Raw genomic sequence first — 26,261 nt, forward strand, 5'->3', positions numbered from 1 at the left:
GCGGTTTGTCTATACTTTATCTAAAATAAAAAACGATTGACCGCCAGTCAGAGCCGCGGTCATGACGCGATCCCCCGGCTCGAGTGCATCATCTTCTCCGGACTTCATCCGTTTTGGGATGATGAGAGCGTCAGCCGGTATGATCAGTTTGCTGTTTTCTTTTAATTTGATTTCAACAGGAGAAACCGAAACCACCTCAGCCGGAAGCAGCTCCACCGGAGACTCAGCGTCAACTGCACCGACGGCCAAATGTTTAATCGCCTCACTTAATCTCATCAGGACACTCCTTCCGGCATGGTATTCTTTTCGACAACATCAATGGTCATCGTATGTTTCGTTCCTTTAAATTCGTGCCGGTCCGTATCTACCCAGTAGGTTTTCTTGATCCCGGCCTCCGGAATGGATATATAGACAGGCAAACCGCTCCTTACTTCCGGAATGCCGACCGCCTGTATATTTTTCAGCTCTTTTTTGACGCCCTTTTTTTCAGCAAGGCGCACATCTGCCCGCTGCTGCAGCTGAGCCTTGTTGATGTCATCTGTGACCGTTTCTGTATATTGAAGCACACCGTATTTGTTTACGCCTGAACTGTCCTTGGCAGACGCTTTATACGTCTTATTGTCCTTCTGCCGGCGGAGCACCACCCGTGTAGCAGTGTCGTTTATGGAAGTGCTGTACTGGTAGCCCGTGATATTGACACCCGTTTCCAGCACCCATACTTCCGACGGATCTGGCCAAGCGCGCAAGCCGAGCTTTCCTTTTTCCGAATACAGCTGATAATGTCGCCCTGTCTGGCTTTTCGTCTGTTTCAACGCTTTCAATATGATGTCATATAAGGTCGTATCATTTTTTATGACGAGGCTTTTGATCGTATGGCCTGTGTTCGCAATCGAGGTTGTCGGTATTTGAAAATCATTGGCGATCCTCCTGATCATCTGGTCGGCTCGCTGATTGGAGAACACGTACACGTCCTTATTTTTGACCAAGTATTGAAGCATATCATACGCGCTAAAAGCAAGCGTATGCTCGTCCGGTGTTCTTGCAAAAACAATGCCGCGAAAAAGCTCTTTTCCCTTCCACTTAAACAAGACCGTATCACCCTCAGTAACGCTGTAATACGTCTGGCCGCCCTGTTTGATGACGATGGTCGCTTCTATAGAGCGAGGCGCCTGATAACGGTGGCCTTCCAGCGATACGCTTTCTGCCACTAGCTCGAGCCACTCTGTGTCTTTAATGACAAACAGTTCTATCATCACACATCACCTGTTTCATTGCGGTATCTTTAATTTTTGGCCGGGAAAAATCCAGTGCCCCGGCTGCCTGATGTTCCGTTTGCTCCGTTTGATCATTGCAGTTTTATTGGCGTTCCAAATTTTGCGCCATTGCGTGCTCTTCCCATAAAACCTGCCGGCAATGTCCCACAGCGTATCTCCCTTTTTTACGGTGTAGGTTTTGGGAGACGCCTTCGACGGGCGTTTTGCCTTAGTTTTTTTCTTCTGCTTGATTTTTCGGGGGGAAGCGGTTTTGTATTCTTTCAGGACGATATCAAAATCCCTATCTCCTATCTCTTTGTCCCCTTCACTGTATTTAAGGCTTTCAATGCTGCATGTCATATTGATTTTTGTTCCCGTAATTAAAAATTGGACAGGCTTTTTAGCCTTCATCCATTTTTCAATTTTCGCAATGGCATTCTCAGGAGACGGTAAATTTTGATATTCAGCTATCGGTGTATACTTTTTTGGAAAAAAAGAAGAAAATGAAATTTCTTTCGCTCCAGGTTCTTCAATAAACGTTAGTTCTCCCAGACCTGTAATCTTTACTGAGTCATTCTGTACACTATTTGCTATATCAATTGCTTCGGGAAGAACAGGAAACCGCAGCTTTTCCTTCCCCTGTGATATCCAAAATTCATAAACAGACTTAGTCAAAAGCTACGACCCCCTTTGTTCCGGTGTTTATGTCTTTTTGTAACTCATCAAGCAATGCCTGCTTAATTTTCGCTACTAGGCTGTCAGCGTCCTGTCCATTATGGAAATGCTGATCGCCGTTAAACTCAATCTTAATTTCTTTCGTTCCGGCCGTTTGGATCGTTTGCCGGGTTCCAGAGGTAACGGCTGAAACTTGGCCTGAAGAAAGCTCAGGCTGCTGGGATTGAGATGGATCTGTCACTTCCATTCCCAGTGCTTGCGCCGCTTTCTGAAGGAGGTAGCGGCCGCGGATGCCCCGCTCCTCAGGAATGATCCATTCCCGCTTGTTTCCTTCACCGACACGGGCGATTTGCTCTTTTGTAATCAGTCCGCCGTTGGCATAACCGACGTACGGACCGCCACGTTTCAAGCTTTTAATACCAGGTACATTGTCAATTGAACCGTATCTGCTTTTGATATATCCTATAGCGGCAGCAGCGTTGTGAATCGGATTTTTAATGTTACCCATACCCGGTGCTTTATGAGCATTGAATGTGGTCGGAACTGTCTGCATCAGACCTTGCGATGGATTCCCTGCCTTCGCGTTACTATCCCAAAGGTTAATAGAGTTAGGATTGCCCCCTGATTCATACTGTGCAATCGTCATTAATCCTGAAAGCCAGCTTAATGGTGTTTTTGTGGCCATCATTGCAGCCATAAGCCACTGCTTCACATTTCCGCCTACTGCACCCATTCCGGAATAAGCAGCCGCCAGTGATCCAGCTTGCTTTTCAGCATATTTTTTCACATCGACAGAATCCAGACCTTTTACAACACCTACAGAGGCAAAGCGACCGAGACTCATCATAACTCGAGAAGGCGAATGAATATCTAGCTCTTCACGGAATGCCTTTTCAACTTTTTTCGCGAGTTCCTTGGCAGCTTCATGAACGTCACTTGCCTTAGAAGTCATACCTGAAACAAAATTCCCGATCATGCCGCTGCCCCAGCCGTTTGAGGATTCCTTCGAACGGACAAACGGTTTATTCACATGAGTATTCACGTACTGATCAGTGCCAGTTTGTGAACTATTTTGACCCGAAGCAAACCCTTTGATCGTACCAGTTCCCCATGAAGAGGATTTATTCACAGTGTTCTGGAATGGTGTTTTGACTTTCGTCTGCAAATAGCCGTCTGTACCGGTTGCAGTGCCGTTTTGACCCTTGGCATACCCGCTTACCATTTGTTTACCGTAATTGGGTGAAGCAGAAATCATTTGTGTAAATGGCGTATTGATGTTTTTCTTTTTCCAGTCTTCCATATTGACCGGCTCTTTGCTGATGCCTTTGCCAATGCCTTCTGAAAATTGCTGTCCGAGTGCGGACGCTTGGCCTGTAAGATTTGCAGTGTCCATTGATGGAGAAGTTGATCCTGATAACGGGCTGGCAGCTGCTCTTCCCGAGACAGATACCGAACTTCCACCAGAAGACGAAGCGGCTCCCATGTCGTCTACGACTTGCATACCGAGTTTAGACGCCGCTTGTGAAAGAAGCATTTTGCCACGGCCTCGGTTGTTATCAACAGGGATAACGAATTCCTTGCCGGCTTCACCGATCCATGAGATGGTTGGTTTGGTGATGTAACCGCCTGTGGCATTTTTATCCGGATCCTTACCTTTATCCGGATCTCCGCCGCCGGTTACAAAATTGATCACTTTACTAGCTACGCCGCCAGCTTTATCCCAAATTTTCTTCACCCAGCCGAACGCTTTAGAAAAAGCATCTGAGATGGCTTCTCCAACCTTTGCAAGAGGTTCTTGGATATTCTTTTTAAACCAGCCGCTCAGACCCTTCCATATCTTCTTGACGGTATCTATTGCTTTTTGGAAAGCGTCAGAAATTCCCTTGCCTACATCTGAGACTGTATTTTTGACCGGGTTCCAAACTGTATTCATGAACCATCCCGATACTGTACTGAAAACACTCTTAATCTTATTCCATGCACCAGTCATTTTATCCCAGATTGTGGTTGCCGCTCCGATAACAGCGGATTTTACTGGCCCCCACACATTGCTCATAAACCAGGATGCAACTGCACTGAACACATTTTTAATCGTCGTCCATGCACCTATAATTTTAGACCAAATGGCTGTAGCCACACCGACAACCGCCGATGACACAGGTGTCCAGACATTGTCCATAAACCATGTGGATACGGTACTGAAAATGGTTTGTATCGTTGTCCATGCGTTTACAATGTTTGACCATATGCTTGTAGCTACGCCCACAACTGCTGATGATACTGGCGTCCAGACATTATCCATAAACCATGTTGATACAGTTCCCCAAGTATCCTGAATGGCTGACCATGCACTTTGTGCCCCCTCTGTAATGCTGTTCCATGTATCATTTAGAGCGCCAGCATCAATTGCCTTACCTAAACTTTCTCCGCCGAAAGATCCTGCAATTCCTCCTATTGCACCGCCAATCACTGTCCCGACTCCCGGAACAACACTTCCAATTGCCGCTCCGGCTGCTGCTCCTGCTAGACCTCCGCCGGCTGAACCTACTTTTTCACCGGCATTATCCTTATTGATTCCGGCTAAGTCAGTAAGAGACAAGATTTCGCCTAATCCTGGGATTCCTTTCGCGGCTCCTTTTAAGCCCTTCAGTCCCCCCTTCAAACCTTTTGAACCTCCCAATGATTTCAGAAGACCTGAAAAACCTTTACCGGACGCGCCTTTAGCTGCTTTTGCGGATTTCGGTGTATTCACAGAATTTGTTTTATTGCCTTTCGTTGATGAACCGTTTCTGTTTTTGACTTTTTTGCTTTTGCCTGTACTGATTCCGGCACAGCAGCATCCGCAAGCCCTGCCCCATTTTCCGCCTGACTTCTTCGATTTAGAGCCCGACGCTTTTTTGTTCATAGAAGGTTTTTTCGTGCGGTTTGAGTTGTTAGAAGTTGCGTTCTTTGTATTGGCTTTTGGTGCTTTTTGTTTCCCTTTGCTTCCGTTGGATTTTCCCCCAAGCAGACCACCAAAATCCAAATTCCCCAGTTTTTCAGCAATGCCTTTTATAATCTTTTCAAAAAACTCTCCCGCTTTTTCAATAATTTTATCAGGGCTGAATTTCTCAAATTTTTTCGCGATTTTGGAGACAATGTTATCAACAAACTTTTCCGCTTTATTGGCGATTTTATCCGGGTTCAGAAAATTAAATTTATCCGAGATTTTGTCAATGATATTCGTTACAAAGTCTTCTGCTTTCGTGATAATGGCATCGGGACTAAATTTGCTCACGATATCATCCACTTTTTTCATAAAGGACTCTGTAAATTTGTCCAATTCATTAAAAATCGTTTCCGGGCTGAATTTACTTACGACATCGTCCACCTTTTTCATAAAGGACTCTGTAAATTTGTCCAGCTGCTTAAAAATGGCTTCAGGACTGAATTTACTTGCGATTTCGTCTACTTTTTTCATAAATGAGCCTGTAAACTTATCCAGCTGCTTAAAAATGGCTTCTGGGCTGAATTTGCTTGCGATTTCGTCTACTTTTTTCATAAATGAGCCTGTAAACTTATCTAGCTGTTTAAAAATGGCTTCAGGACTGAATTTACTTGCGATTGCATCTACTTTCTTCATAAAAGAGCCTGTAAACTTATCCAGCTGTTTTAGAATCGTTTCCGGACTGAACTTTGTCGCAATCGCATCAACCTTACTCATGAACGATGTTGTGAACTTATCCAGTTGTGCTAGAATTGTCTCCGGACTGAACTTCGTTGCGATTGCATCCACTTTTCCCATAAATGATGTTGTGAACTTATCCAGTTGTGCCACAATTGTCTCCGGACTGAACTTTGTTGCGATTGCATCCACCTTACTCATCAACGATGTTGTAAACTTATCCAGCTGGGACAGAATCGTTTCTGGGCTGAACCTTGTCGCAATTGCATCCACTTTTCCCATAAATGATGTTGTGAACTTATCCAGTTGTGCCACAATTGTCTCCGGACTGAACTTTGTTGCGATTGCATCCACTTTACTCATGAATGATGTTGTGAACTTGTCCAGCTGAGTTAACATTGTTTCCGGGCTGAATTTTGTCGCAATCGCATCCACCTTATTCATGAACGATGTTGTAAATTTATCCAGCTCTGTTAAGATTGTTTCCGGGCTGAATTTTGTGGCGATGTCATCCACTTTTTCCATGAATGATGCAGCAAATTTGTCCAGTGCTGTCAAAATCGGTTCTGGATCAAACATGCTTGCAATACCACCGGCATTTCCTCCGGTTGAAGGAGCTGCTTTGTCGGGTGAATCTGAGCTTCTTCCCATGCTGTCAATTCTTTTCTGCAAGGAATCCAGCTTACCTGATACCTTGTCATTAATAGCCAGCTCCAATTTGTTGTCTTTTCCTGTTAAGGCATCAATACCTGCTGAAATGCGACCGACTGTTTTCATGACGTGATCAATCACGCGTATCGTAACAGAGTAGCCACTTTGAAGTGCGTTTTGCATATAACGCTGTATTTTTTGAACAGCCGGCGAAATTTGGTCTTCTGCACTCAGCATGATCGTAAATCCTTTAAATCCCGCAACGAGCTCTCTTAATCGTTCAAACTTTGCTGTTGCTCGGTCATTGGCGCCAATTTTAATAGATACCGATGCCGGCAATCCCTGCAATTGAGTTTGAACCTTCTGAATGACAGTGCTGGCATCATCCTCAGCCGAAATGGAAATCATTTGGGCGCCAAGCTTTTTCTTTAATGATTTTTGTATGCGGTCAATTGTCCTTAACACACTTTTGCTCTCTTTTCGTATATCGATAGCCCTATTTCGCTGCGTTACTTTTCTATACTTTTCAAGCGCTCTAAATCCATTTTGTATCTTTCTTAACTTTTTGCTTACACGGTCTTCCATCTCAAATCTTGCTGTCAGCTTTGCCAATTACGATGCCCCTCCTTTCTTTGCTTGTTTTTCAAGAAGATCCAGCTTATAACCGATCAGCCCATACAACAGCGCCTTAAAATTGCGCGGCGCTTCATGCAGTTCTAATAAATCAGATGGAGAATAATGAAGCTCGTGCATCGCATAGTAGAGATACACGGCTTCTTTATGTCCATCTTTGATTAGTTTTTTGCTTCTTCTTCCAGGTCTTCTAATTCATCTTCGAAGCCATTAATCTCAATCGCTTTGTTTAACCAGTTTGCGTATTCGCCCCCGACGGACAGGACGCGTTTCGCAACTTCTACCGGGTCGGCCGTTTTGTATGCTTCTCGAAGATCTTTTGAGCGGAAGTCAGGATAAACGGTTGATTCCACTGCGATTCGGGCATAAAAGCGCTGGCTGTCTAAGTCTTTTACACGGCCTCTGCCTTTGACATTTTTATACGTTGTTGTTTCTTTCTCCAATTCATCAATGCGCTCTGTCGTGATCGCTTTAAAAACAAATGGCACGATGTTCCCTTTTTTATCAACAAAACGCTTTGAGATCGGCACTTTGATTTCCTCAGCTTCAATTGTTTTCCCCGGCATAAAAAAGGAAAGATCATATACGTTTTCGTTCTTCTCGCTCATGTAAAAAACTCCCTTATCTTTTAATTGATTTCATCATGTAAAAACAGGCCTTTCTGAGAAAGGCCTGTACGGCTTGTTCAGCTCTCATTAAAACGTGTCAGAAAGCTTTTCAGGCACGTCGAAGTCCTCGAATGTAAATGGAACTTCTTCCTCTAATGCTTCTGAATCGACATCAAGGCTTGCGATTTTCGCTGAGTCAAAGTTGACGTCGTAAAGCGTGACTCTTTCCGTGCCTCTTCCGGAGGACTTATCATCCAGCACAGCTTGCAGCGTAAAGTAAGGATCACTGCCTTTTTTGACGTAGTCCATCATCAGGATCACGAATTTTGATGTGACTTTATAGAACGTCGCTGTTCCTGTTCCGTTTGCCCCTGTTGTTTTATGGCCGGTCATGCGGCGGCCCATAATGTTTACTTCAGACTTGTTTTTCTCGACATTTGCTTCAAATGTTTTGATGTGCGCCATTTCTTCGCCATCGAGAAATAAGCGGCCTTCTTTTCCTGAAATTGTGTTTTGCGCTTTTAATGCCATATTAGTTTACCTCCACATTAAAGTAGAATTTTTCTGCCGCGTCGACAGGCTGTACAGCCAAGTCGATCAAGAAGCCGTCACGGTCTTCATTCATGGAAATGGTGATATCTTCATCAGAATCAAAGCCGGTGATGCCGCCCGCATCCTGAAGAGTTGTCATGTATTGCGTGATCATCGTTTTCACATACTGAAGCCCGTCTTCAGACGCCGGAATATCGCTTCCGCTGCCTTTTCGTGATTTGATTAAAGTTTTCAGCTCGCGAGTCAAATCATTATTTACAGCGTCCAGAACTCGAACAATTTTATTTTTCGCAAACTTTTTGTTTTTCTCGGCTGTAAATGTGACGAGTGAGTTAATGTCTTTTTCTACGCTCACGGATTTATCGCGGGCATCGAATGTGAATAAAAATTCGCCTTTGCCCAGACGTTCAACAATCGCATCGTGGTCAAGGCGGTGTAACACATCAACAGCGCCTTCATACTCTACAAATGTCAGTGATTGGTTAAAGGTAGCTCCTGCGCTTGCTCCAGCTACCCAAGCCGTTGCTTTGTCCGGCGGAACTTCCGTGCCATCCTCCAACAGCACACCTTCTGTTACGTTGATGATGCCTTCATAGTCACCGGCATAATTGGCTGTGACCCCTTGCACTTTTTGTCCTTGGCCGTCGCGCAGGCGCTTAATGAAAGCGGCAAACGTCGCCTTCAGCTGATCACCTTCCGCAACAGGCAGCACAATCACATCAAAGCTCTCCGTTTCAGCCGCGGCTAAGAAATCTGTATAGTCGGAGTTGACAGGGGCCTTATCCGTACCGCCGGATAAACGGATTCCCGCAGATGCATTCAGTGTCTCAGCTGAAGTATCTCCTTCTGAACCAGTGAGCGGAATGGTCGAAGAAAGATCGCCTGTTCCAGTAAAGGTGACATAGCCGTTAGCTGTTAATTCTTCAGCCTTTTTGACCGTCTGCTTATCAACCTCTGATTCATCCATATACGTTGTCACATCAAAAGAAGCAGCATCCAGCACATTTGGGTTGATGCGGATGATAATGTCATTGCCTTTTGAACCGCCATATACAGCTGTCGCTTTGACGCCTTCAGCAATATTAGCAGACGCTCGGACACCTTCGGTTAAACGGTACATCAATACCGTTTGTGCATTTTTCTTCGCTTCACGCAAAAGCAATAAGGACGGATCATCAATGCTGAGGCCCACTTTTTTGTTTAGGTCCTCAACACTGGAAATGGAAACGAACGTTTTCGCTTCGCCCCAGCTTGATGCGACTGGAAGCGCGACAGTTCCCCGCTCACCGAGTGACACCCGCTCCTGTGCTGTCGTTTTAAAGTTAAAATAAATGCCTGCACGTTCTTTTTCTTTGCCTGTTGTAAATGTTCCGCCATTCATGATGACATGACCTCCTTGGTTAGAAATGTTTGAATCAATCGATTGGCTTCTGATTTCGTCATACGTGTTTGATCCACGCCAAATAAAGCCCCCTGAAGGATATCCGGCTTAACGCCGAACAGCTCCTTCGCGTGCTTAATCAAATCCGCTGTATCAAAAAGAGCTTCCCGGCTCTCTGTATGTACAGCCTTCTTCTGTTGTTTGTTCTTTGCCACCGCTTATTTCACCCCGCTGTTCATGTCGATATCCTGTAAGACAGGCTGTTCTGATTTGTGATAATAATATCGGCTGCTCCACCTGATCACCATGACCGCCTCGCCCCTGTCTCCTACCCTAGTCTCGATTCGGGTAATGCGAACCATATCCCGCGTCTTCTCACCGGATTCATTGAGCAGCGGAACCATGTTTCTCGCCTCTCGGATGGCATCCGCGAGCCTGTCCGCTTCATCCAGCGCCTGAACGGAGTCATGATGAAACAGCTTCACATTGAGACTGTAGGTTTTTTTAAATGTGGAGACCGTATCTGTTTCCTCGAAAACAGATGGCGATGGGACGTATAACGACGGCACCTGAAACTGATCAGGCAGCTCTCGTTCATATATGGGAACAGACCACTGGCTGTATAAAAACGCCATGATCGATCCTGTTTCGCTGTTCATCCTGCTCCTCCTTTACAGCTTCTTCAGCCACTGGCGCCATTTGCTTTCCAGCGATGTTTCAAACAGCTGTTCATATAAAAGCAGCGCATGGTCCCAGTAGCTTGTGCCCGGAATCCATTTTTTCTTGAGTGCCATTCCCGTGGAAGCGGCGGGATCATAAATAAACCGCGCACCTTGAAAATGCCCCGGCACCCATCTGACATTTTCTTGTGACGTCCAATGGCCGTCATTCAGAAATGAAGCGTAATCAAGCTGTGTCCCCACCTCAAGCGAAAGCCCTCCGCTTTGCGCAATCCAGAGATTGTCCTCCGCGCCTTTTTGAAAGGAGCTGAGCAGTTTTTCTGTATCAATCGTTTGTGTGCTGATCAGTTCAGATTGAACGATTTCCAGAAAATCTTGCCCGCACTCCTCAAGCCAGCGGGACGCCTGATGTGAAAAGCCGCCTGATGCCGCTTTTTTTAATGATGTATTTAGCTGTTTCAGCCCCGCTATTTTCATAGGCTTTCATCCCTAACCGCGATGACTTCCCAATGATGATGTCTGATCCTTTTCGGCAGCTTTAGTATATATTGATGATTCTCCCAAATGATTTTATCGTTCACGCGGATGTCCGCTGACAACGGAAAATGGACGAGAAAGCTATGGTATACAGTTTGATCCGGTTCTTCCTGAATCAGCTGCTGCGTTTTTTCGGTAAAATAGCAAGGAACACCTTGTTCATCGGGTATGTCCGGATAGGAAATCACCGGCTGCAGCTTATCGGCCGGAATTCCGAATCGGCCTGCAGACGGCGCTTTTGTTGCTTCATGATAAATGTCGCAGCGGTGAATGAGCATGTGCTGATAGCTCATAAAGACCTCACCTTCAGTCTGGAGGACTCGGGAAAGTAGCCAGGCGTGATAAACGCTTCGAGCAAATGATACACCTCTGGCCGCTGAATGCCTCCGTCTCCGGACATCGTGTAAGAATAATCCCCCATTTTTTCAGACTGATAGCTTGATGAGGCTGATTCATCGCTGTTTACAAGCGCAAAATACTGGGCTAGTTTCAGCAAAGCCAATTTCGCCTTGTCGGGCAGCGGGTCATAAACGCTGTCTTCAAAGCGGTGGCCCGTGATGAGGGCCGCTTCCGCTTCCGCCTCGATGATATCCTGTGCCAGCAGTTCTTCCGGCCTGTTTTTCACTCGATCAAAGACCGAATAGGAGGCTACGTCAGTCGGTTCAATGAGCATGAGCTGACCACCCCGTTTCTATTATTCTTTTACGTTAATTAATTTCGCGCAGGCATCCTCTTCCTCGAACTTGCTGTCCAGCTTGGCTGTTAAGACGATAACGAATTTACGGGCGCGGATGTCTTTGTCGACTTCAATACGGATATTGCGGGAGAAGCCGAGAATGATATTTTTCGGATGTGTGAGAATGATATCGGAAGCGTCATATTGCGCGTCTCCCTCACCGACTGTGTACGGCTGCATATTGGATACCCCTTTAACCGGGATGCCGAATGCTGTTGACAAGCCGCCCTGAACAGCCTGGTCCCCAAGGTTTGTCTGGCGGTCTGCCACACGGTCCTTCCATTCAACTTCTAAGCCGTGAGACGTATAGAATCTGAAGTCCTGAGGAATGCGCAAATATTTCGGCGGAACAGCCTTTAAGCCTTTCTTGAATGTCGCTCTGGACAGTTCCTCACCGTTCATGTCCACGATATGGGACACCGCTTGTTTACGGATGCCGTCCAGCTGTGCCAAATACGGATCAGCTGATGCTGTATCGCCGTTTACAATCAGCTCTTCAATATCAACTGCTGCGCGCTCTGCTAAAATTTGCATAATGGTTTGCTGCAGGCCGTCTTTTTCAATATTGTTTTCGAGTGTGTCATACGTAATGTTGATTTCCGCAATGACTTCCTTCGCGTTCAGCTGGACAGTGCTGGTCGTTGGAACAGTCAGCTCGTCGTTTGACAGTGCTTTTCCTTCTTGAGCCGCCCGCAGAATACGCTGGCCAAAGCCGATTTTCTCAAATTTTTGCGAGTCATTTTCCATTTGAATCACGCGGGATTCACTGAAAATGGTCGGCGTGTTTTGCACCATGCGGATGAAAGCCGATGCTTGCGCAGGATTCATAAGCCCGCCGCTTTTTAAAGCAGAAAGCGACATTTCCGCTTTCCGAATGATCTCTTGATTTCTCAATTGATTTCCTCCTCTTTGACTGGTTTTACAGCAGTCCGCTCCAGATTGATTTTTTCACTTGCTCTGTATTGCCGCCCGCATCGTCCGCTGTCTGTTTAGACGTGCCTCGCGCTTTTTCCAACGCCTCGATGCGTTCGATCACCGGGGCGATCATGTCCTCAACGAGTGTTTTCAAACGCTCGTCATCACCCGTCTGCTCCGGCTTTTCCTCCATATTTGTATTTTTTTCAATTCGTTCAAGCCGTTTGAGCAGAGGGTACAGCGCATGCTCGAATGATTCTTTCATGTCTTCTTTTCTCATTTCTTCAGTCTCCTTCCCTGTTTTGTCAGCCAGCATCTGCTTGAATACACTGAAGAATCCCGCTTTTTCAACCGGTTCTTCCTCATACACATCAGCAGTGCCCGCCATGCTGTAGCCGGTAATGATTCCAGCCTTGATCTGTTCCCACACCTCGTCAGACGCTCTTGTTACGAGCACCCACGAGCCTTTTGCAATCTGCTTTGACCCGATCATAAAATCATCGGGCGCCACATATGACTCGACCACGACGCCGGTTCCGCCCTCAAAACTGTGATTGATGTCAATCTCCCGTGCCTCCGCGAGAAATCCGTGGGCTGCTTTTTCAATTTCCTCGGCGGTCATAAAATCGCCGTGGGCGTCAGGAACATCAGGCTCGTACACGATTCCGTACACGAGCTTTTGTTCGTCCTGCTCACTTTTTGTAAACAGCCGAACCTTTTTTTCAAATGACGGAGGTCCCGCTGACTTCGTAAAGAAAAATTCTGTTTGGTTAGCCGCCTTGTCCACATAGCTGACAAAGCTGATTTTGGCATTTTTTAATTCCCGCGCCACCTGCTTGATTCACCTCCCTTCAGGACGTTTTGATCTCATCGATGCTTTCTTTCAGCCCCTGCATGAGCGCAGCCAGGTTTGTTTTTTCCGCATCCTGTCCTGCAGGCCGTTTATACATTTCTTCGGGCCACTCCTCCAGCGTTTTGCCAAGCACCCGTCCGGCAAGATCGCGTAAATCATTCGGCGAGACCGCTCCCGCTGTAATAAAAGGACCGAGCACTTTCGCAATCTCAAGCGGATCACGAAAGTCCGGTCCTTTTAATGTCAGCCTGACGTCATGAATATTCAGCTCCGGCAAAAGCAGTGTGTTCAGTTTATTCACGAGCGTTTTTCGCTCCGGCTGAAAGACCTGCTCCTCCGTAATTTTTCTGGCGGTATCGGCTGTCGCCCGGTTGTATTCCTGGGCCTCGCCTGTATACAACGGCGGGAGGCGGAACGCCGAGCGCAGCTTATTTCTGCTTTTTTCATCGTATTCAAGAAACAAGGCGTCGTTTTGGAGAATTTCCGCGAGTGATTTGATTTCAACAGAAACCGGCGTAATATCCTCTCCCCCGTGCAGGTCCTTCTCTTTCGCGATTCCCTCCGCTTCAATAAGGAGGAATTTATGGGCATTTTCCACGCCTTCAAGATCATTCATGTACTCTTGCAGTTCCCGATAAGAAGCTTCCGACAGCATCCCGTTTTCCACTGTGATGGCGGCGGGTACGTGACGGCCCTGTTTAAAATACATAAAATTGAGCTCTTCGGCTTTTCGCGCCCCGTATAAATTAACGATATTGCCGACCCAGCGGGGCACCCCGTATACACCGCTTCCGATTTTGAGGTGAATCGCTTCATTCGCTTGATGCTTCTCTGCCAATGTGTTTACATATTCACCCGTTCGCATGTCCATTTTTCGCGGATCGCCGTATTCCTTGAAAAACACTTTCTCTCCATTGATCATCTGCACATATTTTCGGAAGCGTTTTTGCCTTTTGATCCTCTTCACTTTCCCGTTTTCTTCGTATACAAATGAAACCTCGACTGGTTCACCGGCTCCGCATACTCGCATATGCTTCACATCTAAATATTCAATGCCAGCCGGTTTTCCCATCCCGTCACGCAGCACTTCCATAAACCCGTTGCCTGTTTTTTCTCTGTCTTCGATGGCATAGCCCAAAATCATTTCAGCTGATTCGTCAAAGTGAAGGCATTTATAAAAGGCTTCGAGTCTGGCCCATTCTTGTTCCGCTTTTTTCTTTTTCGTTTGATCGACATCACTCGCGTTGACATCAAATGTGTACTCAACATCGAATCCAAAACCTGTAATATTGACTTTGTACGCATCAATGCATTGCTGGAGAATCGTCGAGTACTCAGCAATGCTTTTGAGCTCGATCATATTGTAAGGCGGTGCGATAATATCGTCTCCGTACAGCTCAGAAAAGTCATCTTCATAGATTTGCTTTGTCTGAGGAGCGGCGGAATTGGATTTGAACACAGTCGCTCTGACTGTTTGATTGTGCATCATTTATGACCTCCTCCTTTCACGGTTCGGCCGGATCCGTTTGTGTCCTGTCTCTTTCATATCAGCCACCTCATAGTCATCAAGCGCATACCAAATGGCAGACAGCGTATGCGGGTCAATCGTGAATTCATCCTCTATCAGCGCGCCGTTTTTGTCTTTGGCATACGTCAGCGTCTTGAGCTCATAGATCACATTTTCACAGCGGTCCGAACAGAAGATCTTTTTGAATCGTTTCACTTTTTTTGTGTATTGAAGCCTTGAGCCGGGAAACTTTCTGGCTCCGACCATTCGAAAGCCCTGCTGACGGAAATATTGGATGCTTTTCGGTTCAGCAGCGTCGGCTTTAATCAATTCCTGCGTATCAATAAACTCACGCAGCTCCTCAGCCGTCCTGTCATCTGTCATTTTGTTTCGATAATACTCCCAATAAATGTAGAGGTGTTTTTTCTCAGGATCGACAGCGAGCCGGATGACGGCATTGTAGGATTCCTCAAACCCAAAATCCATGCCTGTCCGAAAAATCGGCTGGCCGATGGCTTCGATGCGTTCTTTTACTTGATCATGCGGAAGCACCTCGAACTGCGGCAGCACCCTGATCCCATTGACGCCGAATCGTCCTTTACGGGCAATCCGGTATAAGTCAGGATCATACGCCTTGAGTCCGTCAAGCTGTTTCACATAGCTTTTCGGAAGAAAGAGATTGTCGTTTGCCGTGGAATGATGATAATACGTATCTCCCTTCACAATCGTCCGCTTTTCGTAAAGCTCGCTGTCATCCAGCACAAACCGTTTATTGCGCTCATCCCGAAAAAAATGCCGGTACGTCCAATTGGAGGTGCCGACGGGATTGGTGGTGCAGATCATGTGTAGCTTCAGCTCAGGGTGGCGCAGACGACCGATTAATTCCTTAAAGCCTTCGTACTTCACCTCTGAGCATTCTTCAATCCATATTAAAGAAATGTTATGAACTGATTTTAATTTCGCCGGATTGTCCATTCCTTTGAACATGATCCGGCTGCCGTTTTGAAAACGAAGCTGCAGCGGGGAAGAAAGAGGTGCCACAGCCTTTGTGAGGCCGAGCTCTTCGACCACCTCTTGAAACAAGGAGTAGGTTGAATCCCGATGGGTATCGAACACTTCACGGATGACAAGAGCCGTCCGTTTTTCCTTCAGCAGCTTTAATACGATTTTCAATGCGGTATGATAGCTTTTGGATGAGCCGTAGCCGCCGACGAGAAACTGGTACGTCTGCTCCCAATTGAACACGTAATCTTCGAAATGAGGGTTGATTTCTTTTACAATCATGGGTTGCCCTCTTTTCGTTTGATCATGATTTCAATCGGCGCTTGGCTGTCATCTGTTCTCTCCGCTTTTTGTTTGGCAAGCTTTAATTTCTCGTTTTCAATTTTTTGTTTCAATTGATCCGGAAACAAATCGAAATATAAGGACAGCTTCTCGAGCGCCTTCATTTTATCGGCGAGCTTGATGGCGATGCCTTCTTTGCCGAGCTTCGCTTCCGTTACAATGGTGCCGTCCACAAGCCCGGAATCTTTGACATCGACATAGCTGATTTCCTTCATAATCGGATTATCATCTTCATCAAACAGCGGCCCCGATTTCCCGATTGCCTGGACCTCTTTTTTTCCGAAAGTCACATAGTCCGTTATATCCGCAAACGCGATTTTGATGTAAACCTGCAGCACGTCCATCGCTTCAATAAACATTTCATTGACCATTTCTTTTTTAATGCGCCTGATTTCAGCAGCGACCTTTTCATTCTTTAACAGCCGGCTGCCCGTCACATGGGCGCTGTCCGGAGAATAGCCCGCTTTGATTGCCGACTGTGTGGCATTGAAGCTTTTGACGTAATACAGGCAAAACAGCCGCTGCCGTTCATTTAATTCATCACTATCTATCCGGCGCTGTTTTTGTTCGTTTCTGGCTTCAGAAAACAAGGCCTCTTTCCATTTGTCTTGTTTTTTCCAGATGCCGATTGTTTTCGCGGAAACGCCGATTGTCTCCGCGATCGCTTGATTTGTGATCTTTCCTTGATGTTGTTGATAGATTGCTAATGCTTGTTCGCGCTGTTGTGTTTTCATGCTACGGCATCACCGCCACCTCCGGCATGGATGTCTATTCATAAAAGCGGCTGATCCTGCCAGCCGCTTATGTGTCATGCTCTATTCACTTATAGGTGGCAAACGTATGACAAGCGTTCAGGCAAGCGATTGATTCATTTCTTCCTGCTGTCTTTGCATCTTGACGATCGCCCGTTTAATGGTCGTTTGCACAGTCGATTTTTTCACGCCGAGAAGATCAGCAATCCGTTCATAAGAAAAGCATTCTACCTTATGCAGCAAAAATATTTCTTTTTCCCTGTCCGTTAACAGGGATAACGCTTCTTGGATTCTCTCTCTGTCTTCTTCTGATACCTGTCCGTCCGGCTCAACCATCATAGCGCTGGAAAATGATTCGATGATTCTCGGATCCTTGATCATCAGCCGCTGGTACGCATCACGCCGGTCAATCGCCCGTCTGATGCCGGGCTGTCTTCCTTTTTCAAGCCATTCTGTTACATATTCCAGATCGGTAATCATGTTTCGGATGATTTTTTTATCCTTCAGCTCTTCAGCTGAGAGCATGGATTCATCTGCTTCCGCGAAGGGTTTATATTGAGTTCTCGTCTGTTTAAGCGTGCGTTTATATTCAAATAGTAAGTCTTGCATTCTATGATCCTCCTTATTTTGGACAAAAAAAACGGACACCAATCAACGCACAAATGCTGTGCAAGTTGATCAGTGTCCGCAGGCTTTCCGTCTTGGACGTATTCTTTTTTCGCTTTAATTTAATTTATAGCCGATTTCAAATTCCACGCGGGCAAGGTCTCCCTTTCTCGTTTCAACGAGCGTTTTTCCATGCTCCGGCGCTTCCGCAATCCATGCTTCCCGTTTGACGCCGTCCACAATAATCACATGGATTTTTCCCTCCTCCAGCTGGCTCTCCAGCGTGATGGAATTGATATTGACTAGTTTTTTAGGATCGATCATGTTTCTTTTCCTCCTTTTGGCGGTTCTGCGCTTGTGTTGGCTTTTTCTAATAGCTGAATGATGCGCTCTTTTGAATGAATAGAATTCCCTTTCAGAAAATCAAGAGCTGCTTGAGACGCTTCCAGCAGTTCTGGCGCAGCCGCCATTAAAGCGGCATTCATGTTTTGCGAATATGAGCTGAGGTCAAATACAGCAGCAATCAGCCTCCCGTTTGAATAGGGGAATCTTTCTTTTTCTTCTTCACTGTAAGCTGAATAAATATAGATCGGTTTTGTATCCCCGCACGGGACGGCACGCCACGGTGCGGGGCTTTTCTCTGCCTGTTTTGTTTTTTCCAATACCTTCACTTCCCGTCATCCTTATACCATTGTTCAATGTTTTTTTCCGTTTGCTTCGCCCGAAACAGCAAAGCTATGAAAGCAGTCAGCTTTTTAATCATGGATATTCAGCCTCGCTTTTCCCTCTGTCATCATTTCCTCCAGTTTTTGAATGACCGGCGTTAAATCAGTGCCGGAGCGGCAGTTCGGACATGGATGAAAAACGGCGCCAATGTCTGTATGCTCCACGATGACTTTCTTTGTCAGACAAAGCTCGCACATTATCTGGCCCCCTCCAATCTATGATTCAGCTCGCGGGCTGTTCCTTTGATAATCACTAAATAGTCACTGCACATTTCGTAGATTCTCGTCCCGAGCGCTTCATCAACCCGGACAAGTGTTTCGATCGTCAGCTCGCTCGAAAGCAAAATCGGTTTGTGATTTAAGTAGCGATAGTTGAGTACCGAATACATTTGCTCTAATTGCCAATCGGTGGCGCGGGGTTTGCCATTAACCGGTTTAAACAGGTCATCGATGAACAGCACATCTGCCTGCTTTATCCGGTTCAGCTTCGCTTCCAAAAGATCAAAATCATTTTTCAAATCGGTAAAGCCCTCCACAAACGGAAAATAAATGACCGGCACATGGCGTGTTTTCATCAAATCGTTGGCGGCAGCGGTCAAAAGATGCGTTTTCCCTGAGCCGGGCTGTCCTAAAAGGGCGATGCTATTTTTCCGGCTATCCTTGATTTGTTCATAATCCGCCACATACTCTTTTGTGCATTCAAACGCGTCTTCTATAGCCTGCGGCTTCCCCTCAATGCTGAACGCTTCGAAGCCCAGCTGTCTGAAGGCAGGGGTAATCTCACTGGTACCGAGGAGCCGCTTCACTTTCCGTTCTGCTATACAGCTGCACCTCGTCCATACCTCCAGGCCGTTCTGCTGGATGAGATAGCCTCCCTGATCCTTGCATCGCGGGCAATCATACCGGCTTGCGTCTGATTCGGCCGGTTTGTCCGCCAGTAATGGACGTCTCCCTCTTCTCAGCTCGTCTAAAATCTGCTCGATTGTTCGTTTTGTCATGTCTTTCCATCCTCTCATGTTGAATCGCGGTGTTTTTTTTGGCCTGCTGCGCGAAAAATCGGTCTTCAATAAATTTCGAGCAGTAGCGAAAGGCCTTGATTGTTTCTGAAGTGGCGGTCCGCCGGTTTTCAAAGGCTTGAAAGCATTCCTCAAGCCATTTGATTGTTTGCGTTACTGGAACGCCGATGGCGACAATACGGGCGATGGCTTGATAATCTCTGGAGGAAGGATACACGGTGCGTCCTTCTTGAGCCGACCGTAATTGTGTAAAGCGCTTCGCAATGTGATCCACTGCATCAATAGCAGCAGTATTGTTATTTGTTTTATCTTTATTTGAGCGGACGTCTGTGTCCGGTGCCTGCGGCGAAAATGGCCGTTCCGTTATGCTCAGGTGTGCCATTTTGTCCGATCTGAAGCTGTATTTTTTGGAATGCTTTACCGAAATCACCAGTCCATATGGCGCGCGGACAGCCTTTATGTACTCATGGGCTTCAAGGAGCTCCAGCCATCTTCTGACGGTTTTTTCACTGACACCGAATACAGCCGCCATTTCTCTTGCTTTTAACGGCTTATGTCCGAGCACGATTCCCCAGCATACCCCGTCTTTTTCAATTTCTTTTGTTGTTGAGCTAATGAACCAGAGAAACAGCCATAGAGCCGGACCGATTTTGTCATAATGTTCTGAATTCAATAACCCTGAATACGTTGGAAAAGGATAGCTTTTATCGGTTTTCATTGTACGCAGCTTCTCCTTTTAACAGCATATATGTTTGAAACTGTGCTTGCGTTTCAAAGTGGAATACCGGAAGGCCGCATGGCGTAAACGAAATGGTGCCGCCGGATTGTCCGAGATGGCGCTGATCTATGGGATTTTCACTAAAAACAATTTGGATGGGATACATGTGATCACTCTCCTGATCTGTTTTTGATACATTTCGTATCAGCTGTATCCAAGTATAAACGATACATTCTGTATCATCAAGTTATTTTTGATACTTTTTTTATCATCCCTTTATTTTGATACATTTTGTATCTATAATCAATAGTAACTTAGAGAGTTTAAAAAAGAGAGGTCATAGCATGATAGGCGGCAGATTGAAGAGTCTCAGAGGGAAAAGGACGCAGGAAGAAATCGCATCACACATCGGTGTATCACGGGCTCGATATTCCCACTATGAAAACGGGCGGAGCGAGCCTGATTACGATACACTGCAAAAGCTGGCTGATTACTTTCAAGTAACGGCTGATTACTTATTAACAGGGAAAGACAAAAAAGACGACGACGATATGTTTTCAGATCCGGACCTGCAGCTCGCATACCGTGATATGCAGGATTTTTCCCCCGAAAGCAAACAGCAGGCCATCGAGTTTATCAACTATTTAAAAGAAAAAGAGAAAAACCGAAAACCAAAAAATAAATAAATCTTTCTCCGTTCTCTAAAACATATGAAAAATAGACCGATATAAAGAAAAAATTGTTTATTTTTTTTAGAAAAGGGAAAGATTTCTACACACTTTCCAGTCCTATACGGGGCTTTTCTTTCTCGCTAAAAACAGAACAAACGTTCGAAAGGGAGTATTCAATTGGGCGATTACTTATCACATCTGGAGGAATACGTAAAAAATGTATACAGTCGGCTGGGCATCACCTCCCCGCATCACATTGACATGCTGAAAATCGCAAAGGACCTTGATATTTGGGTTCATTTTGAGGATATGGGGAGCATGATGGTCAAGTACGACGGGATGTACAGCATCGTATTGAACCAGAGAAAATCACGTGAAGAGCAATGGGAGGATTTTGGCCATGAGCTGTGCCATGTGTTAAAGCATGCAGGCAATCATTTTCAGATGAACAAGCTCTTCAGGGAATTGCAGGAATTTCAGGCAAATCAATTTATGTACCACTTCTGTGTGCCAACCTTTATGCTGTTGCAGATGGAGCTGCCGCAATGGAGAAGCCAGGCGCTTGCCACAATCGCGTCTGTATTCCGGGTGACAAAAGAATTTGCGATAAAAGGCTTGAAATGTTTGAACGGCGTAAAGCAGGTATTCAATTTCAGAAGCGGCTCGCTTATTTATTATCACACAAGCGGCCAAATGCGTACGAGGAAGGCGATCAGCAGCACTTGCAGGTCGCTGAAGAAAAAGCGTTATATCATATCGGCAAAAACAGGTAACCAAAAATGGGCTGGGAACAGATATCATCTATCCTCAGCCCGGCAGAAAAACTAGCATTTTGACATTGGAGGCATCGTATCATGCACCCACATTGGCGCCGGTTTAAGATGAGGCGCAGGCCCAAATGCAATCGGGGCCGGAATATACCTGAATTCTCCCCGTCCGTCAAAGGCTTCGCCATGAGCCCATCTTCCTTGTGAGCTTTCATCCCCTCTGGAAAAGTTAAACAGGTCATAAGCCACTTCACGCTTTTCGAGTTCACGCGGGAACGTCGTTGGCACCACAATATCCCGTTCTCTTTCTTCCAACTCTCTAATGGCCGCATACCACATATTTTGATGATAAGTATCCCTTGCAATTAAAAACGAGAGCATATCCCTTACACCAGGATCATCAGTCATCGCATACAGCCGGGTCACCTGAAGGCGCCCTTGAGATTCCGCATTTAAGTTTGCGCGAAAATCCGCGAGCAAATTCCCGCTTGCAATAATGTATTTGGCATTCCACGGATAGCCCTCACTATCTGATGGCATTGCACCCAAACCGGACACAATCGCATGCTGAGGATTCATTCCCGACATTACTGCTGCAATAGCGGGATTGCTTTTATAAGCATCCTCCTGTACATCAGCTGGCGCATGATCCAGAAGTCTGGAAATCATTGTCGCCAGCATTTCGACGTGTGCAATCTCTTCAGTGCCTATGTCACATAACAAATCTTTATATTTGGCATCCGCCCTGCAGTTAAAGCCTTGGAACAAATATTGCATCATCACACTGATCTCACCGAATTGGCCGCCCAGTATTTCTTGAAGCTTTTTCGCATACACCGGATCGGGATGAGCTGGCTTTGCTTGATATTGAAGCTCTTTAATATGATAAAACACATGCATTCCTCCCTACACTTTCACACAACCTCAGCGTATGAAGGAATGGGCCGATCGTGCAGGTCCCGTTTCATTTATTCATAAAAGCCGAGCTTAACAGCTTCCACATATCGATAAAATAGATCGTTTTGTGTGTAGCTTTTATCATAGCAGCCAAAATGGCGAAACAACGCCTTTCGCTGTGCCGTGCTTACTTCCAATTGCAGCCCCATTTCCCTTTTCGTCCGATTGACAATATTTTCGGGATGGACACCTGCCAGCCGGCCTTTCTCACTCGTGAGCTCGGCGCTGAAGCCCGCTTCATTCAGCCGCTCACAAATGAGCTTGGCTTTTTTACGATCCGCGCCTCCGACCAGTGTATGCGGAGTTTTCGGATCATGGTACCCATGAAATGCCAATGCGTAATGGTGGGCATTGACTTTTTCTAAAGCCAGCGGCTCGTCAAACCGAGTGCTTGTCAGGTGTAAAGAACGGTTGTTTCGCTGCTTCACACCTTCAAATAAATAAATGGAACATTGATCGGAAAAAGCCCGCACCAATTCACTGACACCGGGCTCAATTTTGCCGCCGTGGGGACCGAGAACAATAAGCTCACTTCCGTTTTTCTCGTCATATATAATCCGGTACTCCGATTCAGAAGCAGAAAGGGCTGCAAAACTTTCATACTTATCTTTCATTTTGAACGCTCTCCTTTACCAGTCAGCACCAGTTTACTCTACTCATCTATGAATGAAAACCTTTTTATTGTATGATTTGATCAAGCACATATCAGGAGGGATATCATGGGATTTATTGATGGATTACTTGGAAATGCGTCGACACTGTCAAAGGCTGCGGCGAGGGAAGAACTGGCTCATATTTTGCTGGAGGGCGAGAATGTCAATGCCGCGTTTAAATTGGTTCGCGACCTACTTGTCTTTACTGATAAGCGGCTTATTCTTGTAGATAAGCAGGGAATCACAGGCAAGAAAACGGAATTTCAATCAATTCCGTACAAAAGCATTTCTAGATTCAGCGTAGAGACCGCCGGCCGCTTTGACCTAGATTCAGAGCTGAAAATTTGGATTTCCGGCGCGGAACTTCCCGCTGTTTCAAAACAGTTTAAAAAAGATGAAAGCATTTATGATATTCAAAAGGTTCTTGCAGCAGTTTGTATGTAAGGTGAAACGGAAGCTCAGCAGCTTCCGTTTATTGATTACAGCTTTTCCATTATTTTTGCTTTTGTTTTCGGACCGTAAATCCCATCTGCCGTTAATCCGCTGACAGACTGAAAACGTTTCACGGCATTTGCTGTTTTCGGGCCATAAACACCGTCAACGCCATGGTTTTCCGCCCCTTTATCAGGATAAAAATAAAGAGCAGCTAAAGCGGTCTGCACCTGTTTTACGTTTGTCCCTTTCGTCAGCGGGCTTGTCACTTTGATCACTCCGGATGGGAGCGGATAGGAAGATGTGGCATGGCTTTTACAAGAAGATGCCGCTTGAGACAGCTTAATCACCTGTCCGACTTTGATGTGATCCGGGTCAGTAATATGATTTATGTTTTGCAGTGTTTTCACACTGACACCATGCGATGCAGCAATACCGGACAGTGTGTCGCCTTTTTTCACATGGTATTCAGACGCCGAAGAAGAGACTGAAGCCTTTTTTACTGACACGCTTCCGTTCAATTCCTTTTCAATTGCCGCCTTTACTTGATCCCAGCGCCCCTCTGATAAAATGCGGTGCGGGCAGTACTTGCCGCTCCAGTCCTGATGCTTTCTCACCCGGTCTATTCCCCAGCCGCTCTCTTTCAAAAGCTGAGCCACGAAAGAAATCGCCAAGGCTTCGGCCGCTTCATACTTTGGACCTCCCGATTTGCTGTAGCAAATCTCAACACCGATTGATTTGCGGTTTCCTGTACCATTTGTGCCATCACCCGTATGCCATGCGTTTCGGTTAAGCGGCAGACCTTGAATCACCTCTTTATCATCGACTGCAAAATGGAAGCTTGTCGAGCTGGTATTTCCAATCATATAGCTGATTTCATTAGCCGCTGAGGCGTCGTTTGCCGTGTTGTGGATGGTAATGTATTCAGCGGACATCGCATTGGGGCACTTCAGCGCGTATTTCGCCCCAGAAACCAAATTTTGCTTTACTTGAATGCTCACCTATCATCTCTCCTTTTTCTTTTTCACCAATAGGTGGCATTCGTAGGACGAAAAGCTCATTTCATCCGTCACCGTAATATGGATAATTGTGTTAGACTGAAATTCAATAGGAGGGAAATGATCATGCACACGTATTTAATGCTGACAACAAGAACAGATCAATTCAATCAGGAGCACGTAGCCGGACACTATGAATTTTTGGACCGCTTACAGGCAGATAAACGTTTAAAAATGTTCGGGCCATTCAGCGACGCCACAGGCGGAGCCTACGTCATTGAAGCAGGTTCGCCAGAAGAAGCGAAGGAAATCGGCCATCAAGATCCGCTGGTGGCAAGCGGATCTTCCGAGCTGACGATAAGGGAATGGAAGCTGAAATAAAAAAGACCCCTGGGGGTCTTCAGCTTGTAGAGAAAACGACGTTTTTTCTACAAGCTTTTTTGTTTTTTGCTGTTTCCTTAGTTATTCAGCGGATTTCAAAAACTCAAAAAGAGCTCCCACATACCTAGCCCTGCTTGGCTAGGTATGTGGCAATCTTCTTCATGTTCTGGCATGCGGCTGTGAGGAGAACTTGTTCACTCACATTCCGTTTTCCCCTCAACCTGCAATAGCGAAGCCCATGCAGCTGTTTTGAATCTGCAAAGCTTCGCTCTATTTTTTCTTTTCTTTTTTTATAGAGGGTTTTTCCTGAAACAGATAAACGATTTTGTCTGACCTTTTCTTTATGGTCCTCCCATACATGCCGGGTGATGATCTTCTGGCGGTTCTTTGATCTTGTGCATTGCGCAAGCAATGGGCATGCGGAACAGGTTTCAGGATTTGATTTATATGACCTGTAGCCTTTTCGGTCAGTTGTTGAGTATGTAAGTACCTGCTGGTTCGGGCAAATGTAACTGTCTTGTTCACTGTCATAATGAAACTTCCATTTTGGAAACAAGCCTCTAGTAGGGTGATATCGTCTATGGGCAATAACGCCAAAAATATGGCGGTCGGCTAACCCTTTACAGATCGGAGTCGTTAAATAACCAGAATCAAGAGCGACGGCTTCTACTTCAAAATGAAATCGTGCAATTTGGTGATCTAATCGGTCAAGATAAGGCACAGAATCATGGACATTTCCAGGCGTAACATAGGCGTCGGTGATAATGTTATGTTTCATATCCGTTGTTCGGTGATCTAAGTAAAAGAAACCCTCCGGTTTGTTTTCACGATACATATATCCACTTTCCGGATCAGTGGTACTGTGGCGGATCTCTTTTTCAGCTTTCACCTCCTCTTTGGCCGGTAATGGCTTTTTTCCGTGCTCCTCCCGATCTTCTTGAATGGCTTCATTTAAATCTTTGATATAGTTTTGTGTATCCTGTTCAATCGTTTTTCTTGTGTATTTGTGCTTGTTGGCATTGGCTTTCAGATGAGTTGAATCGGTGAATAGGACACGTCCACCCACCATGTCATGATTGATGGCCTGAAGAACGATCTCATCAAAAATGTCTTGGAAAATCGTTGTATCTTTAAAGCGTGTGCGTCTGTTCCAGCTGATGGTGGAGTGGTGCGGAACTGGGTCATTGATATTCAGGCCCAAAAACCATCTGTACGCCATATTGTAGTAAATTTCTTTTTCAAGCTGTCTTTCTGAACGGATACCGTAGAGGTAGCCGATAAACATCATTTTGAATAAAATCAGCGGGTCGAGTGAGGGGCGGCCTTTGTTTTCGCTGTAGTAAGGCTTAACCTTTTCAATGATAAAAGAGAAGTCTATGTGTTTATCAATTTTTCGAAGCAAATGATCCTCTTCGACGAGTTGGTCAAGCAGAACAAATTCGGCTGCGTTTTGAGAAGAATTTCTTGTGTAGAACATGAGAAAGACACCGTCCTTTTTAGTCTTTCTTTTATTTTATTACAGAAGAATGGATATTTTAAGGAAAAATAAAGGCTGTCGAGATTTTCTCGACAGCCTGAAGACCCCTGGGGGTCTTT

At 45.7% G+C, this 26,261-nt stretch carries 31 protein-coding genes and 2 pseudogenes; 4 read left to right on the forward strand and 29 right to left on the reverse strand.

Annotated elements, in window-relative coordinates; genetic code table 11:
• Positions 1-9 precede the first annotated feature (9 nt).
• From BV11031_RS11710 to BV11031_RS11830, 25 genes and pseudogenes are all read right to left on the reverse strand, one after another.
• The gene (locus BV11031_RS11710) at positions 10-276 is read right to left on the reverse strand and encodes a DUF2577 family protein (protein WP_010330423.1); all 267 of its coding nucleotides are present in this window, start codon (positions 274-276) and stop codon (positions 10-12) included.
• Positions 276-1,253: an XkdQ/YqbQ family protein gene (locus BV11031_RS11715; RefSeq protein WP_010330422.1), complete on the reverse strand. Its 978-nt coding sequence runs from the start codon at positions 1,251-1,253 to the stop codon at positions 276-278. Before BV11031_RS11715 ends, BV11031_RS11710 begins: the two co-directional genes overlap by 1 nt.
• Positions 1,254-1,268: 15 nt before the next feature.
• Complete coding sequence (locus BV11031_RS11720; protein WP_010330421.1) at positions 1,269-1,928, reverse strand: LysM peptidoglycan-binding domain-containing protein; 660 nt, start codon at positions 1,926-1,928, stop codon at positions 1,269-1,271.
• Positions 1,921-6,855 (reverse strand): transglycosylase SLT domain-containing protein, encoded by a 4,935-nt coding sequence (locus BV11031_RS11725; protein WP_010330420.1) that lies wholly within the window; start codon positions 6,853-6,855, stop codon positions 1,921-1,923. Before BV11031_RS11725 ends, BV11031_RS11720 begins: the two co-directional genes overlap by 8 nt.
• Positions 6,856-6,996 carry a hypothetical protein gene (locus tag BV11031_RS11730; RefSeq protein WP_082246371.1) on the reverse strand — a complete coding sequence of 47 codons (141 nt, stop codon included), beginning with the start codon at positions 6,994-6,996 and terminating at the stop codon, positions 6,856-6,858. It abuts the gene before it with no gap.
• A gap of 41 nt (positions 6,997-7,037) precedes the next feature.
• Complete coding sequence (locus BV11031_RS11735) at positions 7,038-7,484, reverse strand: phage tail assembly chaperone (protein WP_010330418.1); 447 nt, start codon at positions 7,482-7,484, stop codon at positions 7,038-7,040.
• An 87-nt stretch (positions 7,485-7,571) separates the two neighbouring features.
• Positions 7,572-8,015 (reverse strand): phage tail tube protein, encoded by a 444-nt coding sequence (locus tag BV11031_RS11740; RefSeq protein WP_003220592.1) that lies wholly within the window; start codon positions 8,013-8,015, stop codon positions 7,572-7,574.
• Between the two features lies 1 nt (position 8,016).
• The gene (locus tag BV11031_RS11745; protein WP_010330417.1) at positions 8,017-9,417 is read right to left on the reverse strand and encodes a phage tail sheath family protein; all 1,401 of its coding nucleotides are present in this window, start codon (positions 9,415-9,417) and stop codon (positions 8,017-8,019) included.
• Positions 9,414-9,632, reverse strand: coding sequence for a YqzN/YkzM domain-containing protein (locus BV11031_RS11750; RefSeq protein ID WP_010330416.1), 219 nt, complete (start codon positions 9,630-9,632; stop codon positions 9,414-9,416). Before BV11031_RS11750 ends, BV11031_RS11745 begins: the two co-directional genes overlap by 4 nt.
• A gap of 3 nt (positions 9,633-9,635) precedes the next feature.
• Entirely contained in the window at positions 9,636-10,076 is a 441-nt protein-coding gene (locus BV11031_RS11755) for a phage tail terminator family protein (RefSeq protein ID WP_010330415.1), read from the reverse strand.
• A 12-nt stretch (positions 10,077-10,088) separates the two neighbouring features.
• A complete protein-coding gene (locus tag BV11031_RS11760) occupies positions 10,089-10,574 on the reverse strand; it encodes an HK97 gp10 family phage protein (protein ID WP_010330414.1) in 486 nt (161 codons plus the stop codon).
• Complete coding sequence (locus BV11031_RS11765; protein ID WP_010330412.1) at positions 10,571-10,927, reverse strand: YqbH/XkdH family protein; 357 nt, start codon at positions 10,925-10,927, stop codon at positions 10,571-10,573. The genes BV11031_RS11760 and BV11031_RS11765 overlap by 4 nt, the downstream gene beginning before the upstream one ends.
• On the reverse strand, positions 10,924-11,307 hold the full coding sequence (gene yqbG / locus BV11031_RS11770; protein WP_010330411.1) for a protein YqbG: 384 nt from the start codon (positions 11,305-11,307) through the stop codon (positions 10,924-10,926). Before yqbG ends, BV11031_RS11765 begins: the two co-directional genes overlap by 4 nt.
• Before the next feature lie 21 nt (positions 11,308-11,328).
• Positions 11,329-12,267 (reverse strand): annotated as a pseudogene (locus BV11031_RS11775) (phage major capsid protein); the annotation flags it as partial.
• A gap of 22 nt (positions 12,268-12,289) precedes the next feature.
• Positions 12,290-13,117 carry an XkdF-like putative serine protease domain-containing protein gene (locus BV11031_RS11780; protein WP_010330409.1) on the reverse strand — a complete coding sequence of 276 codons (828 nt, stop codon included), beginning with the start codon at positions 13,115-13,117 and terminating at the stop codon, positions 12,290-12,292.
• A 19-nt stretch (positions 13,118-13,136) separates the two neighbouring features.
• Positions 13,137-14,624 carry a phage portal protein gene (locus BV11031_RS11785; RefSeq protein WP_026014527.1) on the reverse strand — a complete coding sequence of 496 codons (1,488 nt, stop codon included), beginning with the start codon at positions 14,622-14,624 and terminating at the stop codon, positions 13,137-13,139.
• Positions 14,625-14,627: 3 nt separating this feature from the next.
• On the reverse strand, positions 14,628-15,929 hold the full coding sequence (locus tag BV11031_RS11790; protein WP_010330407.1) for a PBSX family phage terminase large subunit: 1,302 nt from the start codon (positions 15,927-15,929) through the stop codon (positions 14,628-14,630).
• Complete coding sequence (gene xtmA / locus BV11031_RS11795; protein WP_010330406.1) at positions 15,926-16,723, reverse strand: phage terminase small subunit; 798 nt, start codon at positions 16,721-16,723, stop codon at positions 15,926-15,928. Before xtmA ends, BV11031_RS11790 begins: the two co-directional genes overlap by 4 nt.
• 117 nt (positions 16,724-16,840) lie before the next feature.
• On the reverse strand, positions 16,841-17,350 hold the full coding sequence (locus tag BV11031_RS11800) for a sigma-70 family RNA polymerase sigma factor (RefSeq protein ID WP_010330405.1): 510 nt from the start codon (positions 17,348-17,350) through the stop codon (positions 16,841-16,843).
• A 114-nt stretch (positions 17,351-17,464) separates the two neighbouring features.
• Positions 17,465-17,671 (reverse strand): XtrA/YqaO family protein, encoded by a 207-nt coding sequence (locus BV11031_RS11805; protein WP_010330404.1) that lies wholly within the window; start codon positions 17,669-17,671, stop codon positions 17,465-17,467.
• A complete protein-coding gene (locus BV11031_RS11810) occupies positions 17,668-18,018 on the reverse strand; it encodes an XkdD/Y8K6 family phage-associated protein (RefSeq protein ID WP_010330403.1) in 351 nt (116 codons plus the stop codon). The genes BV11031_RS11805 and BV11031_RS11810 overlap by 4 nt, the downstream gene beginning before the upstream one ends.
• A gap of 84 nt (positions 18,019-18,102) precedes the next feature.
• Complete coding sequence (locus tag BV11031_RS11815; RefSeq protein WP_010330401.1) at positions 18,103-18,270, reverse strand: hypothetical protein; 168 nt, start codon at positions 18,268-18,270, stop codon at positions 18,103-18,105.
• Positions 18,270-19,070, reverse strand: coding sequence for an ATP-binding protein (locus tag BV11031_RS11820; RefSeq protein WP_082246370.1), 801 nt, complete (start codon positions 19,068-19,070; stop codon positions 18,270-18,272). The genes BV11031_RS11815 and BV11031_RS11820 overlap by 1 nt, the downstream gene beginning before the upstream one ends.
• Positions 18,970-19,806, reverse strand: coding sequence for a hypothetical protein (locus BV11031_RS11825; RefSeq protein ID WP_010330399.1), 837 nt, complete (start codon positions 19,804-19,806; stop codon positions 18,970-18,972). The genes BV11031_RS11820 and BV11031_RS11825 overlap by 101 nt, the downstream gene beginning before the upstream one ends.
• A complete protein-coding gene (locus BV11031_RS11830; protein ID WP_010330398.1) occupies positions 19,793-19,972 on the reverse strand; it encodes a hypothetical protein in 180 nt (59 codons plus the stop codon). The genes BV11031_RS11825 and BV11031_RS11830 overlap by 14 nt, the downstream gene beginning before the upstream one ends.
• A 178-nt stretch (positions 19,973-20,150) precedes the next feature.
• Here BV11031_RS11830 and xre point away from each other — a divergent pair, with 178 nt between their 5' ends.
• Complete coding sequence (xre, locus tag BV11031_RS11835; protein ID WP_010330397.1) at positions 20,151-20,492, forward strand: HTH-type transcriptional regulator Xre; 342 nt, start codon at positions 20,151-20,153, stop codon at positions 20,490-20,492.
• A gap of 162 nt (positions 20,493-20,654) precedes the next feature.
• Positions 20,655-21,250: pseudogene (locus BV11031_RS11840) on the forward strand (ImmA/IrrE family metallo-endopeptidase).
• 51 nt (positions 21,251-21,301) lie between these two features.
• Here the strand turns inward: BV11031_RS11840 and BV11031_RS11845 are convergent.
• On the reverse strand, positions 21,302-22,138 hold the full coding sequence (locus BV11031_RS11845) for a manganese catalase (protein WP_026014525.1): 837 nt from the start codon (positions 22,136-22,138) through the stop codon (positions 21,302-21,304).
• Between the two features lie 74 nt (positions 22,139-22,212).
• Positions 22,213-22,815, reverse strand: coding sequence for a poly-gamma-glutamate hydrolase family protein (locus tag BV11031_RS11850; protein WP_010330394.1), 603 nt, complete (start codon positions 22,813-22,815; stop codon positions 22,213-22,215).
• 105 nt (positions 22,816-22,920) lie between these two features.
• On the opposite strand from BV11031_RS11850, the gene BV11031_RS11855 reads away from it, so the two are divergent.
• Entirely contained in the window at positions 22,921-23,298 is a 378-nt protein-coding gene (locus BV11031_RS11855; protein WP_010328603.1) for a PH domain-containing protein, read from the forward strand.
• Positions 23,299-23,333: 35 nt separating this feature from the next.
• Here the strand turns inward: BV11031_RS11855 and BV11031_RS11860 are convergent, their stop codons facing one another.
• Positions 23,334-24,287, reverse strand: a complete 954-nt coding sequence (locus tag BV11031_RS11860; RefSeq protein WP_010330393.1) for an N-acetylmuramoyl-L-alanine amidase — start codon at positions 24,285-24,287, stop codon at positions 23,334-23,336.
• Between the two features lie 123 nt (positions 24,288-24,410).
• Between BV11031_RS11860 and BV11031_RS11865 the strand changes: the two genes are divergently transcribed.
• Positions 24,411-24,665, forward strand: a complete 255-nt coding sequence (locus BV11031_RS11865; protein ID WP_010330392.1) for a YciI family protein — start codon at positions 24,411-24,413, stop codon at positions 24,663-24,665.
• A 124-nt stretch (positions 24,666-24,789) separates the two neighbouring features.
• Here BV11031_RS11865 and BV11031_RS11870 read toward each other — a convergent pair whose 3' ends face one another.
• Positions 24,790-26,142 carry an IS1182 family transposase gene (locus BV11031_RS11870; protein WP_010328610.1) on the reverse strand — a complete coding sequence of 451 codons (1,353 nt, stop codon included), beginning with the start codon at positions 26,140-26,142 and terminating at the stop codon, positions 24,790-24,792.
• Between the last annotated feature and the right edge of the window lie 119 nt (positions 26,143-26,261).

Source organism: Bacillus vallismortis (assembly GCF_004116955.1).
Classification (GTDB): Bacteria; Bacillota; Bacilli; order Bacillales; family Bacillaceae; genus Bacillus; species Bacillus vallismortis.

Coding starts and splice junctions, on each gene's coding strand:
- BV11031_RS11865 (WP_010330392.1), top strand. CDS start 24,411: ATGCACACGTATTTAATGCTGACAACAAGAACAGATCAATTCAATCAG.
- xtmA (WP_010330406.1), bottom strand. CDS start 16,723: ATGAAAACACAACAGCGCGAACAAGCATTAGCAATCTATCAACAACAT.
- BV11031_RS11715 (WP_010330422.1), bottom strand. CDS start 1,253: ATGATAGAACTGTTTGTCATTAAAGACACAGAGTGGCTCGAGCTAGTG.
- yqbG (WP_010330411.1), bottom strand. CDS start 11,307: ATGCTCATTGAACCGACTGACGTAGCCTCCTATTCGGTCTTTGATCGA.
- BV11031_RS11820 (WP_082246370.1), bottom strand. CDS start 19,070: ATGACAAAACGAACAATCGAGCAGATTTTAGACGAGCTGAGAAGAGGG.
- BV11031_RS11760 (WP_010330414.1), bottom strand. CDS start 10,574: ATGAAAATAGCGGGGCTGAAACAGCTAAATACATCATTAAAAAAAGCG.
- BV11031_RS11710 (WP_010330423.1), bottom strand. CDS start 276: ATGAGATTAAGTGAGGCGATTAAACATTTGGCCGTCGGTGCAGTTGAC.
- BV11031_RS11830 (WP_010330398.1), bottom strand. CDS start 19,972: ATGTATCCCATCCAAATTGTTTTTAGTGAAAATCCCATAGATCAGCGC.
- BV11031_RS11870 (WP_010328610.1), bottom strand. CDS start 26,142: ATGTTCTACACAAGAAATTCTTCTCAAAACGCAGCCGAATTTGTTCTG.
- BV11031_RS11855 (WP_010328603.1), top strand. CDS start 22,921: ATGGGATTTATTGATGGATTACTTGGAAATGCGTCGACACTGTCAAAG.
- BV11031_RS11805 (WP_010330404.1), bottom strand. CDS start 17,671: ATGATCGATCCTAAAAAACTAGTCAATATCAATTCCATCACGCTGGAG.
- BV11031_RS11755 (WP_010330415.1), bottom strand. CDS start 10,076: ATGAACAGCGAAACAGGATCGATCATGGCGTTTTTATACAGCCAGTGG.
- BV11031_RS11740 (WP_003220592.1), bottom strand. CDS start 8,015: ATGGCATTAAAAGCGCAAAACACAATTTCAGGAAAAGAAGGCCGCTTA.
- BV11031_RS11735 (WP_010330418.1), bottom strand. CDS start 7,484: ATGAGCGAGAAGAACGAAAACGTATATGATCTTTCCTTTTTTATGCCG.
- BV11031_RS11785 (WP_026014527.1), bottom strand. CDS start 14,624: ATGCACAATCAAACAGTCAGAGCGACTGTGTTCAAATCCAATTCCGCC.
- BV11031_RS11790 (WP_010330407.1), bottom strand. CDS start 15,929: ATGATTGTAAAAGAAATCAACCCTCATTTCGAAGATTACGTGTTCAAT.
- BV11031_RS11745 (WP_010330417.1), bottom strand. CDS start 9,417: ATGAATGGCGGAACATTTACAACAGGCAAAGAAAAAGAACGTGCAGGC.
- BV11031_RS11730 (WP_082246371.1), bottom strand. CDS start 6,996: ATGCACGAGCTTCATTATTCTCCATCTGATTTATTAGAACTGCATGAA.
- BV11031_RS11765 (WP_010330412.1), bottom strand. CDS start 10,927: ATGAGCTATCAGCACATGCTCATTCACCGCTGCGACATTTATCATGAA.
- BV11031_RS11800 (WP_010330405.1), bottom strand. CDS start 17,350: ATGCAAGACTTACTATTTGAATATAAACGCACGCTTAAACAGACGAGA.
- BV11031_RS11850 (WP_010330394.1), bottom strand. CDS start 22,815: ATGAAAGATAAGTATGAAAGTTTTGCAGCCCTTTCTGCTTCTGAATCG.
- xre (WP_010330397.1), top strand. CDS start 20,151: ATGATAGGCGGCAGATTGAAGAGTCTCAGAGGGAAAAGGACGCAGGAA.
- BV11031_RS11825 (WP_010330399.1), bottom strand. CDS start 19,806: ATGAAAACCGATAAAAGCTATCCTTTTCCAACGTATTCAGGGTTATTG.
- BV11031_RS11815 (WP_010330401.1), bottom strand. CDS start 18,270: ATGTGCGAGCTTTGTCTGACAAAGAAAGTCATCGTGGAGCATACAGAC.